Source organism: Salinicola endophyticus (assembly GCF_040536835.1).
Taxonomy (GTDB): Bacteria; Pseudomonadota; Gammaproteobacteria; order Pseudomonadales; family Halomonadaceae; genus Salinicola; species Salinicola endophyticus_A.
The window spans coordinates 3,458,139-3,479,768 of record NZ_CP159578.1 but is presented as its reverse complement, the minus strand read 5'-3'; the positions used below and the strand labels follow the sequence as shown (position 1 = coordinate 3,479,768).

Below are 21,630 nucleotides of genomic sequence, written 5' to 3'. Positions count from 1 at the left end.
ACCCGCAGGATGCAGGCAACGGCATGAAATATCACGATTTGCGCGATTTCATCGCGGCGCTGGAAGCGCGCGGCGAGTTGCAACGCGTCAGCGTCGAGGTCGACCCCTATCTCGAGATCACCGAGATCTGCGACCGCACCCTGCGCGCCGGCGGACCGGCGCTCTTGTTCGAGAACGTCAAGGGTAGCCGCATGCCGGTGCTGGGCAATCTGTTCGGCACCCCGCGCAGGGTCGCCTTCGGCATGGGCGAGGAGAGCGTCGAGGCGCTGCGCGAGGTGGGCAAGCTGCTCGCCTTCCTCAAGGAGCCTGACCCGCCCAAGGGCCTGCGCGACGCCTGGGACAAGCTGCCGATCTTCAAGCAGGTCATGAGCATGGGGCCGAAGACGCGACGCTCGGCGCCTTGCCAGGAGGTGGTGCTCGAGGGCGATGCGGTGGATCTCGACCAGCTGCCGATCCAGCATTGCTGGCCGGGCGACGTGGCGCCGCTGGTGACCTGGGCGCTGGTAGTGACCAAGGGCCCGCACAAGACGCGCCAGAATCTGGGGATCTACCGCCAGCAGAAGCTGGGGCGCAACCGGTTGATCATGCGCTGGCTGTCGCACCGCGGCGGGGCGCTCGATTTCCGCGAATGGCAGCAGGCGCACCCCGGCGAGCCGTTCCCGGTGGCGGTGGCGCTGGGCGCCGATCCGGCGACCATCCTCGGCGCAGTGACCCCGGTGCCCGACACCCTCTCCGAGTACGCCTTCGCCGGGCTGCTCAGAGGCTCGCGTACCGAGCTGGTCAAGTGCGGCCATGCCGATCTGGAGGTGCCGGCCTCCAGCGAGATCGTACTCGAGGGCTACATCTACCCCGACGACATGGCGCCGGAGGGACCCTACGGTGACCATACCGGCTACTACAACGAGGTCGAGCAGTTCCCGGTGTTCACCGTCGAACGCCTGACCCACCGCCGCGATCCGATCTATCATTCGACCTACACCGGACGTCCGCCGGACGAGCCGGCGATACTGGGGCTGGCGCTCAACGAGGTGTTCGTGCCGATCCTGCGCAAGCAGTTCCCGGAGATCGTCGACTTCTATCTGCCGCCGGAGGGGTGCTCCTACCGCATGGCGGTGGTGACCATGAAGAAGCAGTATCCGGGGCACGCCAAGCGGGTGATGATGGGGGTCTGGAGTTTCCTGCGTCAGTTCATGTACACCAAGTTCGTGATCGTGCTCGACGACGACGTCGACGCGCGCAACTGGGAGGACGTGATCTGGGCCATCACCACGCGCATGGACCCGGCACGCGATACGGTGATGGTGGAGAACACCCCGATCGACTATCTCGACTTCGCCTCGCCCACCGCGGGGCTGGGATCCAAGATGGGGCTCGACGCCACCAACAAGTGGCCCGGCGAGACCACCCGCGAGTGGGGCGAGCCGATCGTCATGGACCCGGCGGTCAAGGCACGGGTCGAGGCGCGCTGGGACGAGTACGGCATCGATATCGCGCCACCCGCGGCGCGCTCGGGCAAGGTGTCCGACTGAGGTTACGGTTCGGCGCCCAGGCAGACAGTGGGCATCGAACAATCGGCAGTCGAGCGATAGGTAGTCGAGCGATAGGTAGTCGAACAAGCGGCATACAAAATAGTGGGCAGTCGAACTAGAGAGGTGAACATGACGGTCAGAACCCTGACCTGCCAGGTGGAATCGGTCGAGGATCTGACTCCCGACGTGTTCCGGGTGATGCTCGAGGGGCGGGCCGAGGCGATCGCCCACGCCCCCGGCCAGTATCTGGAGCTGGCGGTGGACGACGACACCTGGGTGCCGTTCTCGATCGCCTGTGCCGAGAACGGTGAAGGGCGCCTGGAGCTGCATATCCAGCACTGGCCAGAGCGTACGCACTCCACGCGCCTGCGCGAGATGCTGACCCACCGTGCGCGGCTCTCGGTGCGCATGCCCCACGGCGAGTGCACGCTGCCGGCAGAGAGCAGTGCGCCGCTACTGCTGATCGGTGCCGGTACCGGCTTCGCCCAGCTGAAGGCGATCGCCGAGGCCGCGCTGGCGGAGAATCCCGCGCGCGAGCTGGCACTATGGTGGGCGGTGCGCGAGCGCCGCGACCTCTACGCCGAGAGCCTTGCCCGCGCCTGGGCCAGCGAGCATCCCAACGTCAGTTTCCACGCCGTGGTGGAGAACCTCGATGACCAGACCGAGGCGCTCCCCGGGGTGATCTGGCATGCCGGGCGCATCGATGCGGTGCTGGCCGCCGAGATCCAGACGCTCGACGGCGTCGAGATCTATCTGGCCGGCTCCCCCGGCATGGTGTACGCCTGCGTCGACACCCTGGCGCCGCTAGGGCTGGTGGCCGAACAGGTCCACTCCGACGTCTTCAGCTACGCCCCCCGGGTACCCTTCCTGCCGCTGCCGGAAGCCGACCCCGAGACGGCGCCGCTCAGCCCCGGCGAGGAGAACGAGCGCCCGTGAGCCAGTCGCCGATCCTGATCACCGGTGGCGCCCAGCGCCTGGGCCTGCACTGCGCCGAGCGGCTGCTCGACGACGGCCATCCGGTGATCGTCACCTACCGTCGCGAACGCGAGGCGGTGGCGGCGCTACGCGCCCGCGGTGCGCTCACCCTGCAGGCGGATTTCGCCACCCGTGGCGGTATCGAGGCGTTCATCGACCGGCTCAAGGCCCAGACGCGCAGCCTGCGTGCGGTGGTGCACAATGCCAGCGAATGGCTGGCGGACCCGGCACCCGAGGCCGCAGGGGAGACCTTCGAACGGCTGTTCCAGGTCCACATGCAGGCGCCGTACCTGATCAATCTGGCGGCGCGCGAGCTGCTCGAGGCGTGTCAGGAGCCGCAGCGCGACATCGTCCATATCACCGACAGCGTGGTGCGCCGCGGCGCCGCCGAGCAGGCCGCCTACGCCGCCAGCAAGGCCGGGCTGGAGAGTCTGACGCTGTCGTTCGCCGCGCGCTTCGCGCCCGCTATCCAGGTCAACGCCATCGCGCCGGGGCTGGTGATGCTCGGCGAGGCCACCCACACCAACCGTCGGGTGCCGGGCCCCGGGGTGGTCTACCAGACCCTGCGCTATCTGCTCGACAACGACTATGTCACCGGCACCGTGATCGCGGTGGATGGTGGCGAATCCCTAGGCGCGGGCTGACTCCGGCAGTGTCCAGGTTCTGTACGAAACGTACACAGCCTAGAGCGAGAACGGCTCGCTGCGCATTGGCACCAGCTTCCCATGATCGAGCATGGTGCCGCTGGGCTTGCCCGCCGGGGCGCCGCTGCGCGGCTCCAGACTCACCGCGAGGTCGGCGCTGCGCAACTGGGCGCGCATCGGCTCGGGCAGGCGCATGCTTTTCTGCCCGCTGCTCGGCAGCATGCCGAGCGAGACCGGCTTGCCGTTGTCCATCATCCACAGCTCGCACGCCTTGCCCGCCGGCATCGGGCCCGGGGCCAGGGTCTGGATGCGCATCTCGCCGCTGTCGGACGCGCTGACCAGCCAGCCCGGGCGGCCACCCTCGGCGTTGGCGACGAACACGTAGTCGCCGTCCATCATCGGCGGCGTGGGCGCGGCGATCAGCAGTGCCGCCAGCACCAGCGCCGCCAGGGTGGAGAGGGCGCTGATCCCCTGCCACAGCCCCAGCCGCCGCCACCAGCGGCGTTCCAGCCCGGCCCGGGCGGCGATCTGCGGCCACAGCGCCGCGGGCGGATCGACCGGCGCCAGCCGCGCATTCAATGCCTGCAGATGCTCGCGCCAGGCGTCGACGCTCTGCTGCAGCTCGGGGCTGACCGCCAGCAGCGCCTCGAACTCGGCCTGCTGGCGTCGGGTCAGGGTCCCCAGCACGTACTCGCCGGCGGCCAGCTCGCGGGCTTCGGGATCGCTCAAGCGAAGCGTGTCATGCATGCCTTCAACCTCTCCAGCCCGCGGCGGACCCAGCTCTTGACCGTGCCCAGCGGTGCCGTCAGCTGCTGGGCGAGCTCGTGATGTGTCATGCCTTCGAAATAGGCCAGCTCCAGTGCCTGGCGCTGCTGCGATGTGAGCTCGTCGAGGCAGGCGTTCAGTGACTCCGCCTGGCCCGCCATGTCGCTGGCGTGCTCGATGTCATCCTCGCTGGGCAGCGCCTCGATCAGGGCTTCGCTGTCCGGCGCGTTGGGGCGCTGGCGGCGCAGCCAGTCGATGCCGGCGTTGCGTGCCAGCGTCGACAGCCAGGTCATCGGCTGGGCGCGGCTGGCGTCATAACGGCCGGCGGCCTGCCACACGCGCAGATAGACCTGCTGCAGGCAGTCCTGCGCGGCTGCCTCCTGACGCACGATACGCAGCAGCTGCGCATAGAGATGCGGGCTGGTGGCGCGATAGAGCTTGGCGAAGGCGCGGTCGTCGCCGCGGGCGCACGCCGCAAGCTGGCTGGCCAGGGTGTCGGGGGGCGGGTAGGTCATCGTTATCCTTTGATTTTTCTGGCTCGTGCGATCCCTGCCCGGGGTTTACCACAGATTCACGCATGCTGTCTCGCGCGCCGCCCGGGGCGGCTCGGCGGTGCCGGGCGAGACGCGTGTTAACGCGGTGCTTGTCAAATGCCGGCGAGGCGTTAGGATAGAGGCACGATCTACGCGAGAGAGCCCATGACCTCCAACCCCGCCATTCACGCTACCGCTGCTGCCGATCTCTTCGGCGGTGCCGTCGCGTATGCGGGTTTTGGTTTCGGTTATGGCTACTGGTTTAGGACTGGCGTGCCCGTCGGTCGGTCGACATGACCTGAACCCGCGAGGCACGCCCCACCAGGGCTGCCTTCCGCGTATCGAGAACCCCCGGAGCAGCCCTCCGGGGGTTCTCGCGTTTCAGGCCCCAACCCTGGAATGAGATGATGATGAACGCCGTGACATCTGCCCTGAAGCCCGCCACCGAGAGCGCCCCGTGCCGGCGTGAACTGACCCTGCCGAGTGCCGCCGAACTGCGCGCGGCGATCCCCCTGGAGCCCGTGCTCGCCGCGCGTGTCGAGCGTCAGCGCGAAGCCATTCGCGATGTCCTCGCCGGGCGCGACGAGCGCCTGCTGGTGGTGGTCGGCCCGTGCTCGATCCACGACCCCGACGCCGCGCTGGAGTACGCCGAACGCCTGGCCGCGCTGCAGGCCAGCGTGGCCGATCGCCTACTGCTGGTGATGCGGGTCTACGTCGAGAAGCCGCGCACCACCGTGGGCTGGAAGGGGCTGGCCTACGATCCGCACCTGGACGGCAGCGATGACATGGCGGCGGGGCTGGCCAGCGCCCGGCGGCTGATGCGCGACGTCGCCGCGCTGGGCCTGCCGGTGGCCACCGAGCTCCTGCAGCCGATGGCCGCGGCCTATTTCGACGATCTCTTGAGCTGGGTGGCGATCGGCGCGCGCACCACCGAGTCGCAGATCCACCGTGAGCTGGCCAGCGGGCTCGATGCCTGTGTCGGCTTCAAGAACGGCACCCAGGGCAATGTCGACGTGGCGGTGGCGGCGATGCAGTCGGCGGCGCACTCGCATCGCCACTTCGGGGTCACTGCCGCGGGCACGCCGGCGATGATCGAGACCCCGGGCAACCCCTTCACCCATCTGGTGCTGCGCGGGGGCCAGGACGGACCCAACCACGATGCCGCCAGCATCGCCGCCAGCCGCCGCGCGCTGGAGGTCGCCGGGCTGACGCCGCGGCTGATGGTCGACTGCAGCCACGCCAATTCGCGCAAGGATCACCGCCGCCAGACCGAGGTGCTGCACAGCGTGGTCGACCAGCGCCTGGCCGGTGAGCGCGCGTTGATGGGCGTGATGCTCGAGAGCCACCTCTTCGAGGGCAAGCAGCCGCTCAACCCAGCCGCGCTGCGCTACGGCGTCTCGATCACCGATGCCTGCCTGGGCTGGGAGACGACCGCGCAGCAGCTCATCCGCGCCGCCGAGCGTCTGCGCGGCTGACCCGCTACCAGCGGAAGCGCTGCTCGATGCGCTCGCCGCGGGCGTCGGGGTCGAGACGCCGGCGCCACTCGGCCAGCGGATGGCTATCGGCGATGCGCCCGCGCAGCTCGCCCTGGCCGCTGTCGGGGTCGAGCGTCAGCGCGAGCGCCAGGGCCTGACCCTGTTCCAGATTCAGCCGTAGCTCGGGGATGCCGCCACGGCATGTGAGCTGAAGCTTGGCGTGACCCAGTTCGACCCGGGTCGGGGCGAGCAAGGTCACGCTGGAGGCCGTCAGCGCGCCATGGCTGGCGAGACAGCGGGTGCCGCGCAGGGTGACCTCGAGCTGCCCCTCCCAGCGCCCTGCCAGCGCCAGCGGCAGGCGTGAGAGATCGAGCGCGTCGAGGTCGCCGCCGCTGAGCGTCCAGTGGGTGTCGAGGCCGTGCCAGACGCCGCGGGCATGCCAGGCGCCGCTGCCTTCACCGAGGGTGAGCGTCAGCCGCCCGGGCCAGGCCAGCTGCCAGTCGAGGGGGCCCAGGGCCAGTGGCCAGCCAGCGGCGCGCCAGGCGATGCGCGCCACGCGGCCCGCCGCCAGCGTCCCCGAGGGGGCGGCCAGGGTGACGTCCCGGGCCACCGGCGCCCGCGGGCCGAGGGTCGTCAGTGGCCAGGTCAGGGCCAACGTCGAGACGAAGACGAGGGCCACCGTCAGCCCCGCGCCGATTGTCCCCAGCACACCGATTCCGCGTCGCATCAGCGGCTCTCCGTCGCAGTCGCGGTGGTATCCAGCGGCACCGACCCCGGCCCTGAGTTCGACTCCGCCCCCGACGCCGGCTGTGACGCTGGCCTTTCGAGCTGACTGCGCCAGTGCGCTGCCAGCGCCAGGCTCTGCCCCTCGCGGCGTTCGAGTTGCCAGGCCACCGCCCACCAGCCGTGCTGCGCCGCCCAGCGCGCGAAGTCGCTGAACGCCTTGGGCGAGGCCGCCTCGCCATGGGTCGTGACGCCGCGCGCCGTCACCTCGATGCGGGTCAGCGCCAGACCCTGTTCCACCGCGGCGCTGCGCCAGGTCGCGGCGTCCACCGGGGTGATCGGCGGCAGCCGCTGCAGGTTCGGCGCCGGCCTCGCCGCGGCGAACGGTTCGCCACCCGCGGGCAGATACGAGAGCGCGGCGTGGCCGGCGTAGGCCAGCACGCCGACCAGTGCCAGCACCAGGAGTCCTTTCTCCCGCCCCGAGCGCGCCGTCCACAGCGGCGCCAGGCGAGCGGGCAGAGGGGGGGCGAATCGGCTCATGGCTTGGGCTCCGGGGTGTCGGCGGCGAGGTGGAGGTTCAGGCTCAGCTCGCCCGGTAGCGCCTGCCACTGCGCCTCGCCCAGCGTGGCGAGGGCCTGACGGGCCCGGTTCAGCACCACCGGTGCCGGCGGCTCGGGGTAGCGCCAGGCCAGGGTCGCCCGGTTGCCGCTGACCGCCAGCCGTGACAGCTGCCAGGGCGTCGCGGCGAGCTGTGCCGTGGCCGTTGCCAGGGCTTCGCTGAGCTGGTGATTGCGCCGGGCCAGGGCGTCGATGGCATCGGCGCGGCTGTCCAGCGCCGCCCGGGCGTCGGCCGGCGGCGGGCCGACGAAGCGCGCGGCCAGCGCCGCCGCTTGACGCTGGCTCGTCGCGGCGTCTTCGCGCCAGCTCGTGGCCAGCCACAGCGAGGCGTCGAGCAGCGCCAGCAGGGCAATGGCCCCCGCCAGCCAGCGCGTACGTCGCCGAGGCCGCCAGGCGATCCCTTGCCAGCGCGCGCCGCTGTCATCGGCGAACGGCAGCGCGGCGGGGGGCTGAGCCGCCAGCCAGGTGAGACTGCGGCGTCGGGCCTGTTCGGCGGCCGCTTCGCCGCCATCATGCCGTTCGTCATCGTCTCTTTCGCCATCGCCATCGCCATCGCCATCGACCACCTGACACTCACGCTCGCGCCAGGCCGGCGGCAGCGGCCAGTCGCGCGGCCACGCCAGCCACTGGCGAGTCTCCGGCGCGCCCGGCGCCACGGGCGCGGCCAGCCCCAGGCACAGCCGATGGCTGCCGTCGTCGAGCGTGGTGATCTGATCCGGCGTCGCCGGCCGTGGCAGCGCCAGGAAGGCGCAGCTCCAGCCCGTCGGTGCCAGGCCGAGGCGCTGCGCCCAGGCGCGCCAGGCGGCGAGTTCGGCCCGCGGCAGGGCGATCAGCTCCAGGTGGCCGCGACCGCGCTGCAGCGGATGCAGGTGGAGTTGGTCGACCGCCTCACTGGTCACCGTTTCCAGCAGCAGCGGCCACTCGCGGCGCTTGAGCCCGCGCGGTGCGGCGAGATGGAAATGGCTGACCGCATCCGCCGCCAGCAGTAGGGTGACCGGGTGGCTGGCGGCCAGCCGCGTCAGCGCCTGCCACGCCTCAGGAGGGCTGGTGTCGCTCAGGGTGTGCGGCGTGGCACCCTCCAGGCACCAGTCGACACGGAGCCGGGTGTCGGCGTCCGTCTCTGTGTCGGCGCTGGCATCGATGAGCGGCGCGAGGCGCTGGCGCGGGGCGACCAGCAGGCGGGTAGCGGCGCGCGCCGGGCGTGCGGATCGGCGCATCAGGGTGACTCCTGGGTGAAGACGTTGTCCGCCGCCGGCTCGGCGGCGTCGGTCGAGATAGCGTGGGTCGAGATAGCGTCGAGCCGGGCGCTGGGATAGCCGCTGCGGCGGCTCAGCACCCGTACGCGCGCCGCCGGCTGGCGGGGATAGAAGGCGCTGGTGCCCTCGGCCAGCAGCAGACGCTGGAAGTCGTAGTGGCGATCCGCCAGGCGGATGCGGATATCCAGCGCCACATAGTCCGGGGTCAGGCGCAGGCGGTTGCCGTAGCGTTCGAGCCAGGGGGCATCGCCGCCCAGCGCCTGGCGCACCGCGTCGAGGTCCGTGTAGCCCCCCGGCGGGCGCGCGCGCAGCAGCGTGGCCAGAGCGCCACGGTCGACCTGGCCGACGAACAGCGCATCCAGCAGCGGCAGGTCGCCGGGGCCCAGGGCGTTGAGATCGAGCCGCCAGGGGCCGTCGTCGGGCAGCGTGCAGAGTTCACCGAAACGCCCGGCGCGGCGGCTGTCCAGCGGCGCCAGCCAGTTGATCTCGCTGGGATCGCGCAGCCAGGTGTCGGCGCTCGTCCGGGGCGGGTCGAGGCGCGCATAGTCGGCGCCATCCATGCCGCCGACCCGGGCGATATTGTCGGGGTCGATCCAGTCAGCGAGGCGGGCGACGAAGGTATCCGGGGTCATGCCGACGAGGCGCTCGCTGGCATAGGTCGCCACCCAGTAGCGCAGCTGCTGCTGGGCCAGCGCCGCCTGGCTGCCGCCCAGGGCGTTGAGGTTGAAGCAGGTGCGCAGGTCGTGCACCACCAGGCGCAGCTCGCCGGCGTCGGTGGGGTAGCGCAGCGGCCGCCCGGCCAGGGTCTGCCACCACAGGTCGGCGTGGCGCACCGCAGCATCGGTCAGCGCACGGCGGGCGATGATCTCCGCGCCGCGGGCGTAGAACTCGGCCTGGGTCTCCTGCTGCAGCAGTTCGAGACGGGTCAGCTCGCGCCGCCCCTGTAGCGTAAGCGCGCTCAGCGTGACGCTCACCAGCGTCAGCGCCAGCAGCACCATCAGCAGCGCCGCCCCGCGCTGGCGCGGCGCCCCCGCGGGCTCACGCTGGGCTGGCGGCGACACGCTCATGGCAGCAGCTCCGGCAGGACCACGGTCAGCGTCACCGGGCGCCCATGGCGCTGCCACTGCACGCGTACGCCCTGGGCGATGCCGCTCGGCGGCGGCGCGGCGAGCCAGCGCCCGGCGGCGAAGAATTCCAGCGTCAGCGCAGTGACGTCATCGAGTGCCGCCACCCGCTGCCACTCGGGCTCACCGGCGGCATCGAGCAGCCCGCTGGAATCGAGCGTCAGGGTGGCGCTGTCGCGATCCCACTGCAGGCGCTGGCGGCGCAGGCGGGTGTAGAAATCGCCCACCGGCAGCGCCACCGCGCCCAGCGAGACCCACTCCAGCCGTGCCAGGTCGGCACGATAGGTCAGCGGCAGGTTGAACAGCCGACGACCCTCTTCGTGTATCGGGCGCTGCACCAGCGCCTCCAGACGCCGTGTGAGCAGGCGGCTGACATCGATCTCCGCATCCAGCGGCGCCGGTTCGGCGAAGCGCTCGCGCGCACTCACCAGCTGCTCGACCAGCGCCGCCACGCCGATGCCGACCAGTGCGGTCAGGGCGATGGCGATCATCACCTCGAGCAGAGTGAAGCCGCGCTGGTGCGGCGTCGTTGCGGCCGGCGCTCTCATGGCGGTGCCAGATAGAGCGTGAAGGTGAGCACCGGATGTGCCCGGGCCGGGGTGTCGTAGAGCGCCAGGCGGCCCTGACGCAGCCGCTGGATCGGCGTGGCGCTCACCGTCAGCCGCCACCAGCAGGTGTGCCCCGCCTGGCTCAGCTCGCCCTGCTGGGTACCCAGGCGCGGCCAGTAGTGGTCGAGCGCCGCACGGCTTTCGAACTCCCGCGCGCACAGCAGCATGGGCGCGCGGCGCGCCGCACTCTCGGCGATACGCACGCGCTGCTGCACCCCCTGGGCGACGATCGCCGCGATCAGCGCCAGGATGAACAGCGCCACCATCACCTCGAGCAGGGTGAAACCGCGCTGGCATGGGGCCTCGTGGTAGCCGGGCCTGGCACTCATCGCCCACGGCCTGTCACGCTGACCCCGAGTGCGTCCACCGCCAGGGTACGGCGGGCGCCGTCGCTGGCCAGCTGGATATGCGCACCCACCACTTCGCCATCGGGCAGCCACACCAGCCAGGGGGTAGTGGTGTCGGCGGCCGGCGGCTGACGGCTGGGCTGCAGCGGCGGGTCCCAGCGCTGCGCGGCCAGCCCCAGGCGCTCGCCGAAGACCTGCCAGCCGTGGCCGGGCTGCCAGCTGACGAAGCGATAGCCGTCGCCCTGCGGCTGCCAGCCGATCACCCGCTGGCGCGCGCGGGCGACGTCCGCGGCCAGGCGGAAGGCGCCGGCCAGGTCGCGCGCCTCGCGGTCGAGCCGCTCGCCGGGGCGCGTACCCACCAGCCAGGCCACGGCGAGGCTCGCGCCGAGGGCGATGATCACGATCACCACCAGCAGTTCGATCAGCGAGAAGCCCCGGGTAGCGCGCGCGCTCACAGCATCCAGTTGCCGATGTCGGCATCGATGCCCTCGCCGCCGGGCTGGTCGTCGGCGCCCAGGCTGTAGAGATCGACCCGGCCGTGCTGGCCGGGGCTGGCGTAGTGGTAGGAGTGGCCCCAGGGGTCCTCGGGCAGGCGCCGGATATAGCCGCCTTCGCGGTAGTTGTCCGGCTGCGGGTCGCTGCTGGGGGGACTGACCAGTGCCGCCAGGCCCTGCTGGGTGGTGGGGTAGCGGTAGTTGTCGAGACGGTACATGTCGAGCGCCTGCTCGAGGGTCGAGAGATCGGCGCGCGCCTTCTGCTGCATGGCGTCGTCCTGGTTGCTCAGCACGTTGGGGGCGACGATCGCCACCAATAGACCGATGATGAAGATCACCACCATGATCTCGAGCAGGGTGAAACCGGACTGGTGGCCGGGGCGGGGAGCGCGTGTCATGCCGTTTCCTCTCTCGTCGTTGTCATATCAGTCGTTTGCGTCATGGCTTGCGTGTCTGCCATGGCGCTACAGCGCCACGCTGCTGTTGAGCTGCATGATCGGCAGCAGGATGGCGAGCACCACGGTCAGCACCACCGCGCCCATGACCAGGATCATCAGCGGTTCGAACAGCGCCAGGGCCATGTCGACGCGGCGGTTGAAGGTGCTCTCCTGGGCGTCGGCGATGCGTTCGAGCATGCGGTCCAGGGTGCCGCTGGCCTCGCCGCTGGCGACCATGTGCAGCAGCGAGGGCGAGAAGCGCCCCGACTCCTGCATCGCCCGGTGCAGGCTGATCCCGCTCTCGACGCGCTGCTCGATCAGCGCCACCGCCTCGCGCATGCCGTGGTTGCCCAGGGTGTCGCGGCTCACCCGCAGTGCTTCCAGCAGGGCGATGCCGCTGCGCGTGAGGATCGCCAGGGTGCGGGTCAGGCGTCCGGTATCGAGCAGCCGGATCAGCTCGCCCAGGCGCGGCAGGCCGAGCAGCAGGGCATCGAGCCGCGCCCGCGGCGCCGGGCGGCGCAGTACCCGCGCCGCCAGCGGCACGCCCAGCAGCAACAGCGCGAGCAGCCACGGACCCAGGCTCAGCATCAGGTGGGAGAGGCCGATCATCAGCCGGGTCAGCCACGGCAGCGCCATGTCGGAGCGCTCGAACTGCTGTGCCAGGCGTGGCACCACCCAGGTCATCAGCCCGCTCACTACCGCCAGCGAGACCCCCGCCAGCACCAGCGGATAGACCAGCGCGGTGCGCGCCTTCTGGCGCTGCGCCTGGACCCGCTCGAGGTGATCGGCCAAGCGTTCGAGTACCAGCGCCAGGCGCCCGGCGCGCTCGCCGGCGGCGACCAGCGAGCGGTAGAGCAGATCGAAGCTCGCGTGGGGCTTCAGGCTGTCGGCCAGCGAGTGGCCCTCGCGCACCCGGTTGCCCACCGCCAGCAGCAGCGCGCGTTCGCGCTGGCGCTCTGCCTGGCGGGTAAGGGCGTCGAGGGCGTCGCTGAGCGGGATGCCGGCGTCGATCAGGGTCGCCAGCTGGCGCGTGAGCAGCGCCAGGCTGGTGGTATCGAGGCGCCCGCGGCCCGCGCTGCGACCCGGGGAATCGGCGCCACGTACCAGCGCCAGGCGGCGCGGGAACAGACCCCGTTCGTGCAGCAGCTGACGCGCCTGACGCTCGCTCTCGGCCTGCAGCACGTCGCGCTGACGGCGGCCGTCGGGGCTCAGGGCCACATAGCGATAGGTAGGCATGGGCCCTCCCCGGCCATGTCTGAAAAGGACTGCGCTCGCCCATACGGCGTTAAAAATCGTCTCGAGATGCTCATTTACACCCCCGTAAACTCCGCCCTCTCGCCGATTTTTGCCTTGTCTGGGCTTCGCTCGTCGGACTTTTCAGACACGGCCTCAAGAAAGAGGGGATGGACGTGTGGCGCCGTAGTCTGACTGACGCTCGATGGCAGTTTGAGGTCAGTGCGGGGGCAAGCTCAGCGGTGGATCGCACGCAGTACCTCGTCGAGGGCGGTCTCGCCCGCCGCCAGTCGCGCCAGTGCCGCCTGCGCCAGACTCTGGGCGCCGGCCTGGCAGAAGGCGTACTCGGCCAGCGCCGCCTCGGGGGCGCGTTCGTGGATCAGGCTGGCCAGGTGGGCATCGATAGGGATGAACTCGTAAAGGCCCAGGCGCCCGCGATAGCCGCTGTGGTCGCAGCTTTCGCAGCCCTGGGGCTCGGCCAGCCGCGCCAGGGTGTCGATGCCGGGCAGCCACTGGGCGTCGTCGGCACGGCGCGGGCGCCACTCACTGCACGCCGGACATAGCCGGCGTACCAGGCGCTGGGCCATCACCCCCTTGAGGCTGGTCGCCAGCAGGAACGGCTCGATGCCCATGTCGCGCAGCCGCGCGATCGCCCCCAGCGCGCTGTTGGTGTGTAACGTCGAGAGCACCAGGTGGCCGGTCAGGCTCGACTGCACCGCGGTGGCGGCGGTCTCCAGGTCGCGGATCTCGCCGATCATGATCACGTCCGGGTCCTGGCGCAGGATGGCGCGCAGGCCACGGGCGAAGGTGAGCCCGGCGTGGGGGTTGACCGGGGTCTGGCCGATACCCGGGATGGCGTACTCCACCGGGTCCTCGACGGTTAGGATATTGCGGCTGCGGTCGTTGAGCGCATTGAGGCTGGCGTAGAGCGTGGTGGTCTTGCCCGAACCGGTGGGCCCGGTGTTGAGCAGGATACCGTTGGGCTGCTGGAGCACCCGGCGATAGCGTTCGAGCACCGCCGGCGGCATGCCCAGGCGGTCGAGGTCGAGCAGCGCGGCATGCTTGTCGAGCAGACGCATCACCACCCGCTCGCCGTGGATGCCGGGCAGGGTGGAGACACGGATATCGACGTCACGCCCGGCGGCGCGCACCGTGATGCGGCCATCCTGGGGCTGGCGCTTCTCGGCGATGTCGAGCCGCGCCATCACCTTGATCCGCGAGATCAGCACCGGCGCCAGCACCCGTGGCGGCCGCAGCGCCTCGCGCATGGCGCCATCCACCCGCAGGCGGATCACCAGCTCGCGCTCGAAGGGTTCGACGTGGATGTCCGACGCGGCCAGGCGCAGGGCCTCGGAGAAGACGCCGTTGATCAGTCGGATCACCGGCGCTTCGTTCTCGCTTTCGAGCAGATCCTCGGCCCGTGGCAGCTCCTGCATCAGGCTGTCGAGGTCGACGTGCTCGGCCAGCCCCTCCAGCAGCGCCGCGTTGTCGGCACGCTCGCCGTCGTGCAGCGCGGCCAGACGCGCCTCGAAGGTATCGCCGTCGAGCCACTCGCAGCCCTCGGCGCGGCCCAGGCGGCGCTGGATGTCCTGGAGTACCTCGAGCTGCAGCGGCGACGGTGTGTCGCGACACAGCAGGCGGTAGCCATGCTTGCCCGGCGCCAACGCCACCCCGGCGCGCTTGGCCAGCCGGTAGGGCAGCGGCGCGAGATCGTCGCCGGCGCTGAAGGCCGCGGTCGCGGTCATGGCGCCAGGCTCCCCAGGCGGCTGCGCTGGTCGGGGAAGAGCGTGCTCCAGCGCGGCTGCCCCGGCGCGCTCGGCGCCGCACTCGCCATCCCTGATCCAGAAGCCGCCGTGCCGCCGGCTACGGTGGTGGCCGTCTCCCAGGGCGCCAGCGCCTGGTCGTCGTCGAAGCCGGCGAGCAGCTGCTGGGCGCGCATGTAGCGGTACTTGTCGGCGGTGGCGCTGTCCATCTGAGCGGCGTCGCGCAGCACCCGGGCGCGGATGAACACCATCAGGTTGCGCTTCTCCTGCTCGTCGCGGTTGTACTGGAACAGCTTGCCGAGCAGCGGAATGTCGCCCAGCAGCGGCACCTGCGCCGAGGTCGAGTTGCCGGCGTTGCTGATCAGCCCGCCGAGCACCACGATGCCGCCGTCGCGGGTGATCACCGAGGTTTCGATCTCGCGCTTGTTGGTTACCACGTCGGAGGCCTGGACGTTGGGGTCGATCGACGACACCTCCTGAACGATGTCCATGCGAATGGTGTTGTCGGAGCTGATCGAGGGGCGGATGCGCAGGCTGACCCCGATGTCCTCGCGCTGGATGATCTGGTAGGGGTTCTCGTTGAAGGTGGTGGAACCGGTGACGAAAGGCACCTCCTGGCCCACCAGGATGTAGGCCTGGGCGTTGTCGAGGGTGGTCAGCGAGGGCGTCGACAGCAGATTGGTCTCGCTGTCGCTCTGCAGCGCGCCGAGCAGGGCGGCGAAGCTCACCCCGCTGTCGCTGATCCGGCCCACCCCGGCGCTGGCCCCGGTGATGCTGCCGAGCAGCCGCGCCAGCTGGCTGGTGTCGTTGCGCGCGGCGGCGCCGGCGATGGCATTGATCCCCGGCTGGCCGTCGGCGGCGTAGTTGAAGCCGCCCACCGGCACCGTGCCGCTGCCGGAGAGATCGCCGAACAGCCACTGCACGCCCAGGCGCTTGGCGCGCGACTCGGTGATCTCGGCGATGATCGCCTCTACCGCTACCTGGGCGCGGCGGATGTCGAGCTTCTTGATGATGCTGGCGTAGGCGTCGAGCCGTGCCGGAGGGCCGATCAGCACCAGGGCGTTGGTCGAGGGGTGGACGGCGAAGCCGACCGCGTCGTCGCCGCTGCCGAGGGTGCCGGCGAGCGCGGCATTGCGGCTGGTGGCGTCCGGTAGCGCAGGCAGCCCGACGCGGCTACCCATGCCGCTGCTTGCGCTGGCGAGGCTGCCGCCCTGCAGCGCGCTATCGCCGCCGCTGGCGCGCTGCAGTAGCTGCTGCACCTGACCCTGGGGATTGGCGCTGCCCGCGTTCTGCGGGCGTTCGCCGGTCAGCCCGCCGAGCACCGAGACCACCGATTCGGCGCTGACGTTGTCGAGATAGATCACCCGGGTGTTGCGCTGCTGCGCCTCGGCCTGGGGCTTGTCCAGCGAGGCGGCGAGCTGGCGCACCCGCGCCAGCCCGGCGGGGTCGCCGTAGGCCACCAGGGCGTTGGCGCGGGGGTTGGCCACCACCTTCACCTGACCGCCACCCTCGCGCTGCATCAGTGTATCCAGGGTACCGGCGAGCTCGTCGGCGGTGGCGTGCTCGAGCGGGAGTACCGCGGCCTGGAGATCGCGCTGGCGGTCCAGGCGTTCGGCCAGCTGGGTCAGCCGCCGGAGGTTGTCGCGCCAGTCGGTGACCACCACCAGATGACTCTCCGGCCACGGCGTGACCGTCCCCACCTGGCTGTCGACCAGCGGCTGCAGCACGCCGGCCAGGGTAGCGGCGTCGAGGTTGCGTGTGGCGATCACGCTGGTGGCGACGTTGGCCCCCTGGGCGGCGTCGCCGAGCGGCAGCGGCTGGGTGCGCGAGGCCTGGGCCGGCACGATGCGCACCTGGCCGTCGGCGAGCGGTACCGTGGCGTAGCCGTTGATCTGCAGTTCGTTCTGGAACAGGCGATAGAGCTCGTCGGCGCTCAGCCGACGCTGGCTGGTCAACGAGATGTTGCCCTGGACCCGCGGGTCGACGATGAAGGCGTGGCCGGTGATTCGCCCCACGCTGTCGATGAATTCGCGCAGGCTGGTCTGCTGGAAGTCGACGTCGTAGCGCGGGGTGGCGTCCGCCGCCGTGGCGCTGGTGTCATCCGCGGGGGGCTGGGTCTGTGACTGGGCCAGGGCCGGGGTCGGGAGCAGCAGGGCCAGTAGCAGTGTGACCACCAGTCGATACGGCAGGGGCCTCATGGGGATGACTCCGAAAGCGTGGATGAAGCGGCGGCAGGTATGCTCGGCTCGACGCGGACGATGGCCCCGCGGGGCGCGGCGTCAGGCTCCGGCCAGGCCAGGCGCTCCAGACGTCCGCCGCGCGAGAGCACCACGCCCTCGCCATCGATACGTGCCAGGGTGATGCCCGGGGCGATGCGATCCCCCGGCATCAGCGCGCGCTGGCCGTCGGGGGTTGCCAGCACCACCAGCGAGTTCGCGCCCCGGCTCAGCGCCCGGCCGATCACCCGGTAGGGCAGGTCGGTGAGCGGGATGCGCCGGTCCGCCATGGTGGCCTGCGGCTGCCAGGCGGCGGGCAGCGGTGGCAGCGCGGCGGGGTCGAGGATGAAAGGTGTCGGTGCCGCGCCGGGGGCCGCGGGGGCCAGCAGACGCGCCGTGCCGCTCAGCGCCTGGGCCGCCAGCCACGCCAGCAGACACAGCGCCAGCCACCGTGCCGGGGCGTTCAGCCAGGCCGGGGGCGTCATACGCTCAGGCGCGCCTGTGGATGCCAGCCGGGATGGCCCTCGACGTAGCGCGCCTCGACGCTCGGCGGCGTGGGAGCCGGCGGGGTGCCGCCGTGGTCGCCGAGATAGCGCTCCAGGCGTTGCCACAGCGGCTCGCCGCCGGCCTGGGGGCGGGCGCTGAAGCTGCGCCAGGTGAGCCCTGCCGGCAGCGTTTCGAGATGGGCACGTGCCCCCGCGGCGGCGCCGTAGTCGAGCGTCCAGCGGGTCGCCGAGAGGCGCGGCAGGTCGCGGCTGTCATTGAGAATCAGCGGCAGGCCAAGACTGCTGTCCAGTGCCCGTTCGAGCAGGCGCTTCAGCGCGTCGGGGTCCGGCGTGAGGTCGACGACCCGCGCCGGATGGCCGCCGCTCAGGCGCCACAGATGGTCGCGGGTGATCGTTTCGCCGGGGGCCAGCAGGGTGTCGTGGCGCAGCCCCGGGAGCAGCGCGCGGGTGACGTCGCTATTGGCGCTGAGGGCGGCGGCGATCAGGCCATCCCAGCTGCCGCCGACACTGTCGCGCCGCCACAGCCAGCCGGGGGCACGGCCCAGCGGGCGGTCGAGCCAGCCGGCGTAGGGCGCGCGCAGGGCGTCGAAGCGCGCCTGCAGCTCGCCAGCCGCGGCGTCCGGCGTGACGTCGTTGCGCTGGAACTCGGCGTGGATCTGCCAGCCGCTCCGGGTGCTGCGGCAGCTGAGATGGAAGAAGCCGCTGGCGTGGCTGCCGGGCAGACACAGCGGCACCGGGGCGCCGTGGGGGTTGTCCACCGCGATCAGCGTGGGCCAGAAATCCTGGCCGCGGGCGCCCAGCACCAGGTCGACCCGCGGCAGGCGTCCGGCCAGCCAGCGCGCAGTGGCGCTGCCGGTATCGGCCAATAGCACCACCAGCTCGGCGTCCTCGGCGGCCTTGGCCACGCTCTCGGCCAGGGCCTGGTACCACTGGTCGAGGGGGCGAGTTTCATCCAGAGCGTTGGGATCGCTGGCGCCGACCACCGCCACCCGCACGCCGTCGCGCTCGAAGCGGGTCGCCGTGCTGACGCCGGCGGGCGGCGCGGCCAGATTGCCCAGCACCGGGCGTGCGTAGTCGCGGTAGAGCGCTGCGGCCCGCTGCGGCCAGAGCACGCGCTCGTCGCTGCTGACCCGGGCATCACTGGCGAGCAGACGGCTGGCGGCGACGCCGACGCTGCCGTTGGCGAGATGCCCCAGGCCGCTGCCGCTCCAGCACTGGCCGTTCTCCAGCGTCAGGGTGCGCTCGGCGCCGAGTTCACGGCGCAGCTGCGCGAGCTGGGCGGCCAGGCCGCCATAGCCGGCGGTATGGCGCCGCGCGGCGCGTCGTGGGGTATAGAGGTCGGCCCATTCGGCGCCAGCGCTGCCGGCCAGCGTGGTCACGCCGTCCGCGGTGGCCCAGGGCGCGGCACCGAGCAGCTCCGCCGGGCCGAGATAGGTGGCGGGGGCGACGATCCGCGTGGGGCCGAGACACTCCAGGGTATCGGCGACATAGAGCAGCTCGACCTGGCGTCCGGGTGCCGAGGCGCGTGCGGCGCCTGTCATCGGCGTGGCGCAGCCGCTCAGCACGCCACCCATGCCGGCGCCGAGCCCCGCGCCCAGCAGGGCGCCGATGAGGCGGCGGCGGGTCGGGTCGCAGCGTCGACCGCTGGTGGCCGGAGCGTTGATAGAAAGGGGGTCGATCATGGGGCTCCCGCGAATGATCCAACGCGGCGTGCGGTCTTCGCCGCCGCCGGACTCGGCATCCTAATGACTGGGAGATGACGGTTTCGTGACCGCGCAGCGGGCGCGGCGCTGCCGCCAAGTCGTCATGGCGTTGTCACGTTGCTGCTCTAAGTTGCCTCCGGGTAACGCAGCCCGGTGACCGCAGTCACCGGGACGCCAAGTGGCCGGCGGCGCGCATCGCCGGCTCGGGCGCCATGGCATCAGTCGACCGTCATTAGTGGATCACTCACAGAGAGGGGACACCCCATGAGCAAGGAAATCGAGGATCATCGCGTTCTCAACCAGAGCGGCAACGAGCCGTTCACGTCGGTACTCTCCCGCCGTGTCTCGCGTCGCGGCATCATGCAGGGCGGGGCCGGGCTGGCGGCCATGGGCCTGCTCGGCGGGTTCGGTCTGGCCGGTTGCAGCAGCGACGATAGCAACGACAACGGCAGCGCCGGCGGCGGCTCTTCAGAAGCCACGCCGCTGGCGCTGGCGTTCGCCTCGATTCGCGGTTCGCGCACCAATGGGGTGGTGGTGCCCGAAGGCTATGTCGCCCAGGTGGTGATCCCCTGGGGGACGCCGCTCGACAACAGCGTTGGCGCCTGGTCCGCGGACCGCAGCGTGACGCCCGACTACCAGGCGGCCAGCGTGGGCATGAACCACGACGGCATGCACAACTTCGCGCTGAGCGAAGAGAGCGCCTCGCGTGAATTCATCATGGCGCTCAACAACGAGTACATCGATCAGGGCGCGCTGTGGGCGCCCCAGGGCGGCCCGACCAATGCTGACAGCGGCGCGCGCCCGGCCGATGAAGTGCGCACCGAGATCAACGCCCACGGCGTGACCCTGGTCAAGCTGATGCTCGATGCCAACGGCCAGTGGCGTGAAGAGCGCGGCTCGCGCTACAACCGTCGTATCACTTCGGCCACGCCGATCGAGCTCGCCGGCCCGGTACGCGGTAGCGACTACGTGGTCACCGCCTACTCCACCAATGGCACCCGCACCCGCGGCACCAACAACAACTGCGCCAACGGCTTCACCCCCTGGGGCACCTACCTCACCTGTGAGGAGAACTGGCCCAATGTCTTCACCAAGGCGAGCGACCGTTACCCTGACGACGATCGCCTGGGCCTGCCCGAGGGCCGCGCCCGCTACGGCTGGGAGACCGCCCAGGGTGGCACCAACGGGGAGTTCGCGCGCTTCAACGCCACGCCGAGCGCGGCTTCCGCCGCCGGCGACTACCGCAACGAGCCGCGCACCTTCGGCTACGTGGTGGAGATCGACCCCTACGGCAACACCGCCAGCGTGGGCACCGAGGCTGCCGCGCTCAAGCGCACCCATATCGGCCGCTTCCGCCACGAGGGCTGCTGGCCGGGCAAGGTGATCGAGGGCGAGCCGGTGGTGTTCTACTCCGGCCACGATTCGCGCAACGAGTACATCTACAAGTTCGTCTCCAAGGCCAAGTGGGACCCCCAGGACGCCAATCGCCCGGGCCAGGACTACGACCGCCTGGCGATCGGCTCCAAGTACCTCGATGAGGGCACCCTCTACGTGGCGCGCTTCAACGCCGATGGCAGCGGCGACTGGCTGCCGCTGACCCCGGACGCCACCACCCAGGACGGCCGGCCGCTGTGGCAGGCGCTCAATCTGGCCAACGAGCGCGATCTCGCCGGGGTCATCATCAACACCTGCGACGCCGCCGACTTCATGGGCGCGACGCCGATGGACCGCCCTGAGTGGGGCACCGTCGACCCCTCCTCGGGCGAGGTCTACATGACCTTGACCAACAACTCCAAGCGTACCGCCGAGGGCACCGCCGCCACCTACACCAACGGGGGCGGCGACATCGAGGCGCTGGGCGTGGGCTACGCCACGGCCCCGGTCAACGGCCCCAACCCGCGGCCCGACAACGAGGGCGGTCAGGTCATTCGCTGGCGCGAGCCGTCGCCGGCTGGCACCAACTTCGAGTGGGAGGTGTTCGTGTTCGGCGCCGCCGAAAATGATCCCGACAACTTCTCGGGGCTAACCGAGCTCAACCAGTTCGCCAGCCCCGATGGCCTGTGGTACGACGATCGCGGCGATGGCCGCGGCATCCTGTGGATCGAGACCGACAACGGCTACGACAACGTCACCGACTACACCAACGACCAGGTGCTGGCGGTGGTGCCGGGCAACGTCAGCCGCGGCCCTGGGGACAAGGCGGTGATCGATGCCGCCGACCAGGCCCAGCTCAAGCGCTTCGCCGTCGGCCCCAACGGCTGCGAGGTGACCGGTATCTTCGCCACGCCGGACAAGACCTCGCTGTTCATCAACATCCAGCATCCGGGCAACTGGCCGGCCGACCCGGACGCCAACGTGCAGGATGCCACGGTCGCCATCCCGGAGTCGGGCAGCGTGCGCGCGCGTGCCGCCACCGTGGTGATCCGCAAGCGTGATGGCGGCGAGATCGCGGTCTGATCCACGGCGATACCGTCACGCAACGCGCTCGTCATTCGAGCCTCGGGCCGCGCACTGCGCGGCCCTTTTTCGTTCAGGGCGCGCATTCAGCGTGACCCGATGGTCCGGGTAGGCGGGATCTGAGTGCTCGCGACGCGGGCAGCCGAGGGGGCAGAACAGAGGCTTGAGAACACAGGTATGTCGATCTGACGAGCGGTTGAGATGGCGATATCGATGGTGCTGGA

Annotated in this window: 20 protein-coding genes; 5 read left to right on the top strand and 15 right to left on the bottom strand. The window is 71.0% G+C overall.

All coding sequences use genetic code 11. The annotated features are described in order from the left end of the window. Positions 1-23: 23 nt before the first annotated feature. The 3 genes from ubiD to folM all read left to right on the top strand — a co-directional run bounded on the left by ubiD (position 24) and on the right by folM (position 3,148). Entirely contained in the window at positions 24-1,529 is a 1,506-nt protein-coding gene (gene ubiD / locus ABV408_RS15760) for a 4-hydroxy-3-polyprenylbenzoate decarboxylase (RefSeq protein WP_353979832.1), read from the top strand. Positions 1,530-1,658: 129 nt separating this feature from the next. Continuing rightward, positions 1,659-2,465 (top strand): FAD-binding oxidoreductase, encoded by an 807-nt coding sequence (locus ABV408_RS15755; RefSeq protein WP_353979831.1) that lies wholly within the window; start codon positions 1,659-1,661, stop codon positions 2,463-2,465. Further along, the gene (folM, locus tag ABV408_RS15750; protein WP_353979830.1) at positions 2,462-3,148 is read left to right on the top strand and encodes a dihydromonapterin reductase; all 687 of its coding nucleotides are present in this window, start codon (positions 2,462-2,464) and stop codon (positions 3,146-3,148) included. Before ABV408_RS15755 ends, folM begins: the two co-directional genes overlap by 4 nt. 39 nt (positions 3,149-3,187) lie before the next feature. Here the strand turns inward: folM and ABV408_RS15745 are convergent, their stop codons facing one another. Both ABV408_RS15745 and ABV408_RS15740 read right to left on the bottom strand, forming a co-directional pair. Beyond that, positions 3,188-3,895, bottom strand: a complete 708-nt coding sequence (locus ABV408_RS15745) for an anti-sigma factor domain-containing protein (RefSeq protein ID WP_353979829.1) — start codon at positions 3,893-3,895, stop codon at positions 3,188-3,190. Continuing rightward, complete coding sequence (locus ABV408_RS15740; RefSeq protein ID WP_353979828.1) at positions 3,874-4,428, bottom strand: sigma-70 family RNA polymerase sigma factor; 555 nt, start codon at positions 4,426-4,428, stop codon at positions 3,874-3,876. The genes ABV408_RS15745 and ABV408_RS15740 overlap by 22 nt, the downstream gene beginning before the upstream one ends. A gap of 422 nt (positions 4,429-4,850) precedes the next feature. Here ABV408_RS15740 and ABV408_RS15735 point away from each other — a divergent pair, with 422 nt between their 5' ends. Beyond that, the gene (locus tag ABV408_RS15735) at positions 4,851-5,921 is read left to right on the top strand and encodes a 3-deoxy-7-phosphoheptulonate synthase (RefSeq protein ID WP_353979827.1); all 1,071 of its coding nucleotides are present in this window, start codon (positions 4,851-4,853) and stop codon (positions 5,919-5,921) included. 4 nt (positions 5,922-5,925) lie between these two features. Here the strand turns inward: ABV408_RS15735 and ABV408_RS15730 are convergent, their stop codons facing one another. From ABV408_RS15730 to ABV408_RS15670, 13 genes are all read right to left on the bottom strand, one after another. Next, entirely contained in the window at positions 5,926-6,648 is a 723-nt protein-coding gene (locus ABV408_RS15730) for a hypothetical protein (protein WP_353979826.1), read from the bottom strand. Then, positions 6,648-7,184 carry a hypothetical protein gene (locus ABV408_RS15725; RefSeq protein WP_353979825.1) on the bottom strand — a complete coding sequence of 179 codons (537 nt, stop codon included), beginning with the start codon at positions 7,182-7,184 and terminating at the stop codon, positions 6,648-6,650. Before ABV408_RS15725 ends, ABV408_RS15730 begins: the two co-directional genes overlap by 1 nt. After that, positions 7,181-8,479, bottom strand: coding sequence for a type II secretion system protein GspL (locus tag ABV408_RS15720; protein WP_353979824.1), 1,299 nt, complete (start codon positions 8,477-8,479; stop codon positions 7,181-7,183). Before ABV408_RS15720 ends, ABV408_RS15725 begins: the two co-directional genes overlap by 4 nt. Continuing rightward, a complete protein-coding gene (gspK, locus tag ABV408_RS15715; RefSeq protein WP_353979823.1) occupies positions 8,479-9,585 on the bottom strand; it encodes a type II secretion system minor pseudopilin GspK in 1,107 nt (368 codons plus the stop codon). Before gspK ends, ABV408_RS15720 begins: the two co-directional genes overlap by 1 nt. Beyond that, positions 9,582-10,190 (bottom strand): prepilin-type N-terminal cleavage/methylation domain-containing protein, encoded by a 609-nt coding sequence (locus ABV408_RS15710; RefSeq protein WP_353979822.1) that lies wholly within the window; start codon positions 10,188-10,190, stop codon positions 9,582-9,584. The genes gspK and ABV408_RS15710 overlap by 4 nt, the downstream gene beginning before the upstream one ends. After that, complete coding sequence (locus ABV408_RS15705) at positions 10,187-10,579, bottom strand: type II secretion system protein (RefSeq protein WP_353979821.1); 393 nt, start codon at positions 10,577-10,579, stop codon at positions 10,187-10,189. The genes ABV408_RS15710 and ABV408_RS15705 overlap by 4 nt, the downstream gene beginning before the upstream one ends. Next, positions 10,576-11,052: a GspH/FimT family pseudopilin gene (locus ABV408_RS15700; protein WP_353979820.1), complete on the bottom strand. Its 477-nt coding sequence runs from the start codon at positions 11,050-11,052 to the stop codon at positions 10,576-10,578. Before ABV408_RS15700 ends, ABV408_RS15705 begins: the two co-directional genes overlap by 4 nt. Next, positions 11,049-11,489, bottom strand: a complete 441-nt coding sequence (gene gspG / locus ABV408_RS15695) for a type II secretion system major pseudopilin GspG (protein ID WP_353979819.1) — start codon at positions 11,487-11,489, stop codon at positions 11,049-11,051. Before gspG ends, ABV408_RS15700 begins: the two co-directional genes overlap by 4 nt. 66 nt (positions 11,490-11,555) lie before the next feature. After that, positions 11,556-12,764: a type II secretion system inner membrane protein GspF gene (gspF, locus tag ABV408_RS15690; RefSeq protein WP_353979818.1), complete on the bottom strand. Its 1,209-nt coding sequence runs from the start codon at positions 12,762-12,764 to the stop codon at positions 11,556-11,558. Between the two features lie 233 nt (positions 12,765-12,997). Beyond that, on the bottom strand, positions 12,998-14,506 hold the full coding sequence (locus tag ABV408_RS15685; RefSeq protein WP_353979817.1) for an ATPase, T2SS/T4P/T4SS family: 1,509 nt from the start codon (positions 14,504-14,506) through the stop codon (positions 12,998-13,000). Then, positions 14,503-16,722: a type II secretion system secretin GspD gene (gene gspD / locus ABV408_RS15680; RefSeq protein WP_353979816.1), complete on the bottom strand. Its 2,220-nt coding sequence runs from the start codon at positions 16,720-16,722 to the stop codon at positions 14,503-14,505. The genes ABV408_RS15685 and gspD overlap by 4 nt, the downstream gene beginning before the upstream one ends. Beyond that, positions 16,719-17,225 (bottom strand): hypothetical protein, encoded by a 507-nt coding sequence (locus tag ABV408_RS15675; protein ID WP_353979815.1) that lies wholly within the window; start codon positions 17,223-17,225, stop codon positions 16,719-16,721. The genes gspD and ABV408_RS15675 overlap by 4 nt, the downstream gene beginning before the upstream one ends. Further along, complete coding sequence (locus ABV408_RS15670; RefSeq protein WP_353979814.1) at positions 17,222-18,928, bottom strand: hypothetical protein; 1,707 nt, start codon at positions 18,926-18,928, stop codon at positions 17,222-17,224. The genes ABV408_RS15675 and ABV408_RS15670 overlap by 4 nt, the downstream gene beginning before the upstream one ends. 285 nt (positions 18,929-19,213) lie before the next feature. On the opposite strand from ABV408_RS15670, the gene ABV408_RS15665 reads away from it, so the two are divergent. Next, a complete protein-coding gene (locus ABV408_RS15665; RefSeq protein WP_353979813.1) occupies positions 19,214-21,406 on the top strand; it encodes an alkaline phosphatase PhoX in 2,193 nt (730 codons plus the stop codon). Positions 21,407-21,630 lie beyond the last annotated feature (224 nt).

What these genes read in the sequence shown, in the direction of transcription:
- ubiD (WP_353979832.1), top strand. Translation starts at nt 24, where the DNA reads ATGAAATATCACGATTTGCGCGATTTCATCGCGGCGCTGGAAGCGCGC.
- ABV408_RS15755 (WP_353979831.1), top strand. Translation starts at nt 1,659, where the DNA reads ATGACGGTCAGAACCCTGACCTGCCAGGTGGAATCGGTCGAGGATCTG.
- ABV408_RS15745 (WP_353979829.1), bottom strand. Translation starts at nt 3,895, where the DNA reads ATGCATGACACGCTTCGCTTGAGCGATCCCGAAGCCCGCGAGCTGGCC.
- ABV408_RS15740 (WP_353979828.1), bottom strand. Translation starts at nt 4,428, where the DNA reads ATGACCTACCCGCCCCCCGACACCCTGGCCAGCCAGCTTGCGGCGTGC.
- ABV408_RS15735 (WP_353979827.1), top strand. Translation starts at nt 4,851, where the DNA reads ATGATGATGAACGCCGTGACATCTGCCCTGAAGCCCGCCACCGAGAGC.
- ABV408_RS15730 (WP_353979826.1), bottom strand. Translation starts at nt 6,648, where the DNA reads ATGCGACGCGGAATCGGTGTGCTGGGGACAATCGGCGCGGGGCTGACG.
- ABV408_RS15725 (WP_353979825.1), bottom strand. Translation starts at nt 7,184, where the DNA reads ATGAGCCGATTCGCCCCCCCTCTGCCCGCTCGCCTGGCGCCGCTGTGG.
- ABV408_RS15720 (WP_353979824.1), bottom strand. Translation starts at nt 8,479, where the DNA reads ATGCGCCGATCCGCACGCCCGGCGCGCGCCGCTACCCGCCTGCTGGTC.
- gspK (WP_353979823.1), bottom strand. Translation starts at nt 9,585, where the DNA reads ATGAGCGTGTCGCCGCCAGCCCAGCGTGAGCCCGCGGGGGCGCCGCGC.
- ABV408_RS15710 (WP_353979822.1), bottom strand. Translation starts at nt 10,190, where the DNA reads ATGAGAGCGCCGGCCGCAACGACGCCGCACCAGCGCGGCTTCACTCTG.
- ABV408_RS15705 (WP_353979821.1), bottom strand. Translation starts at nt 10,579, where the DNA reads ATGAGTGCCAGGCCCGGCTACCACGAGGCCCCATGCCAGCGCGGTTTC.
- gspG (WP_353979819.1), bottom strand. Translation starts at nt 11,489, where the DNA reads ATGACACGCGCTCCCCGCCCCGGCCACCAGTCCGGTTTCACCCTGCTC.
- gspF (WP_353979818.1), bottom strand. Translation starts at nt 12,764, where the DNA reads ATGCCTACCTATCGCTATGTGGCCCTGAGCCCCGACGGCCGCCGTCAG.
- ABV408_RS15685 (WP_353979817.1), bottom strand. Translation starts at nt 14,506, where the DNA reads ATGACCGCGACCGCGGCCTTCAGCGCCGGCGACGATCTCGCGCCGCTG.
- gspD (WP_353979816.1), bottom strand. Translation starts at nt 16,722, where the DNA reads ATGAGGCCCCTGCCGTATCGACTGGTGGTCACACTGCTACTGGCCCTG.
- ABV408_RS15675 (WP_353979815.1), bottom strand. Translation starts at nt 17,225, where the DNA reads ATGACGCCCCCGGCCTGGCTGAACGCCCCGGCACGGTGGCTGGCGCTG.
- ABV408_RS15670 (WP_353979814.1), bottom strand. Translation starts at nt 18,928, where the DNA reads ATGATCGACCCCCTTTCTATCAACGCTCCGGCCACCAGCGGTCGACGC.
- ABV408_RS15665 (WP_353979813.1), top strand. Translation starts at nt 19,214, where the DNA reads ATGAGCAAGGAAATCGAGGATCATCGCGTTCTCAACCAGAGCGGCAAC.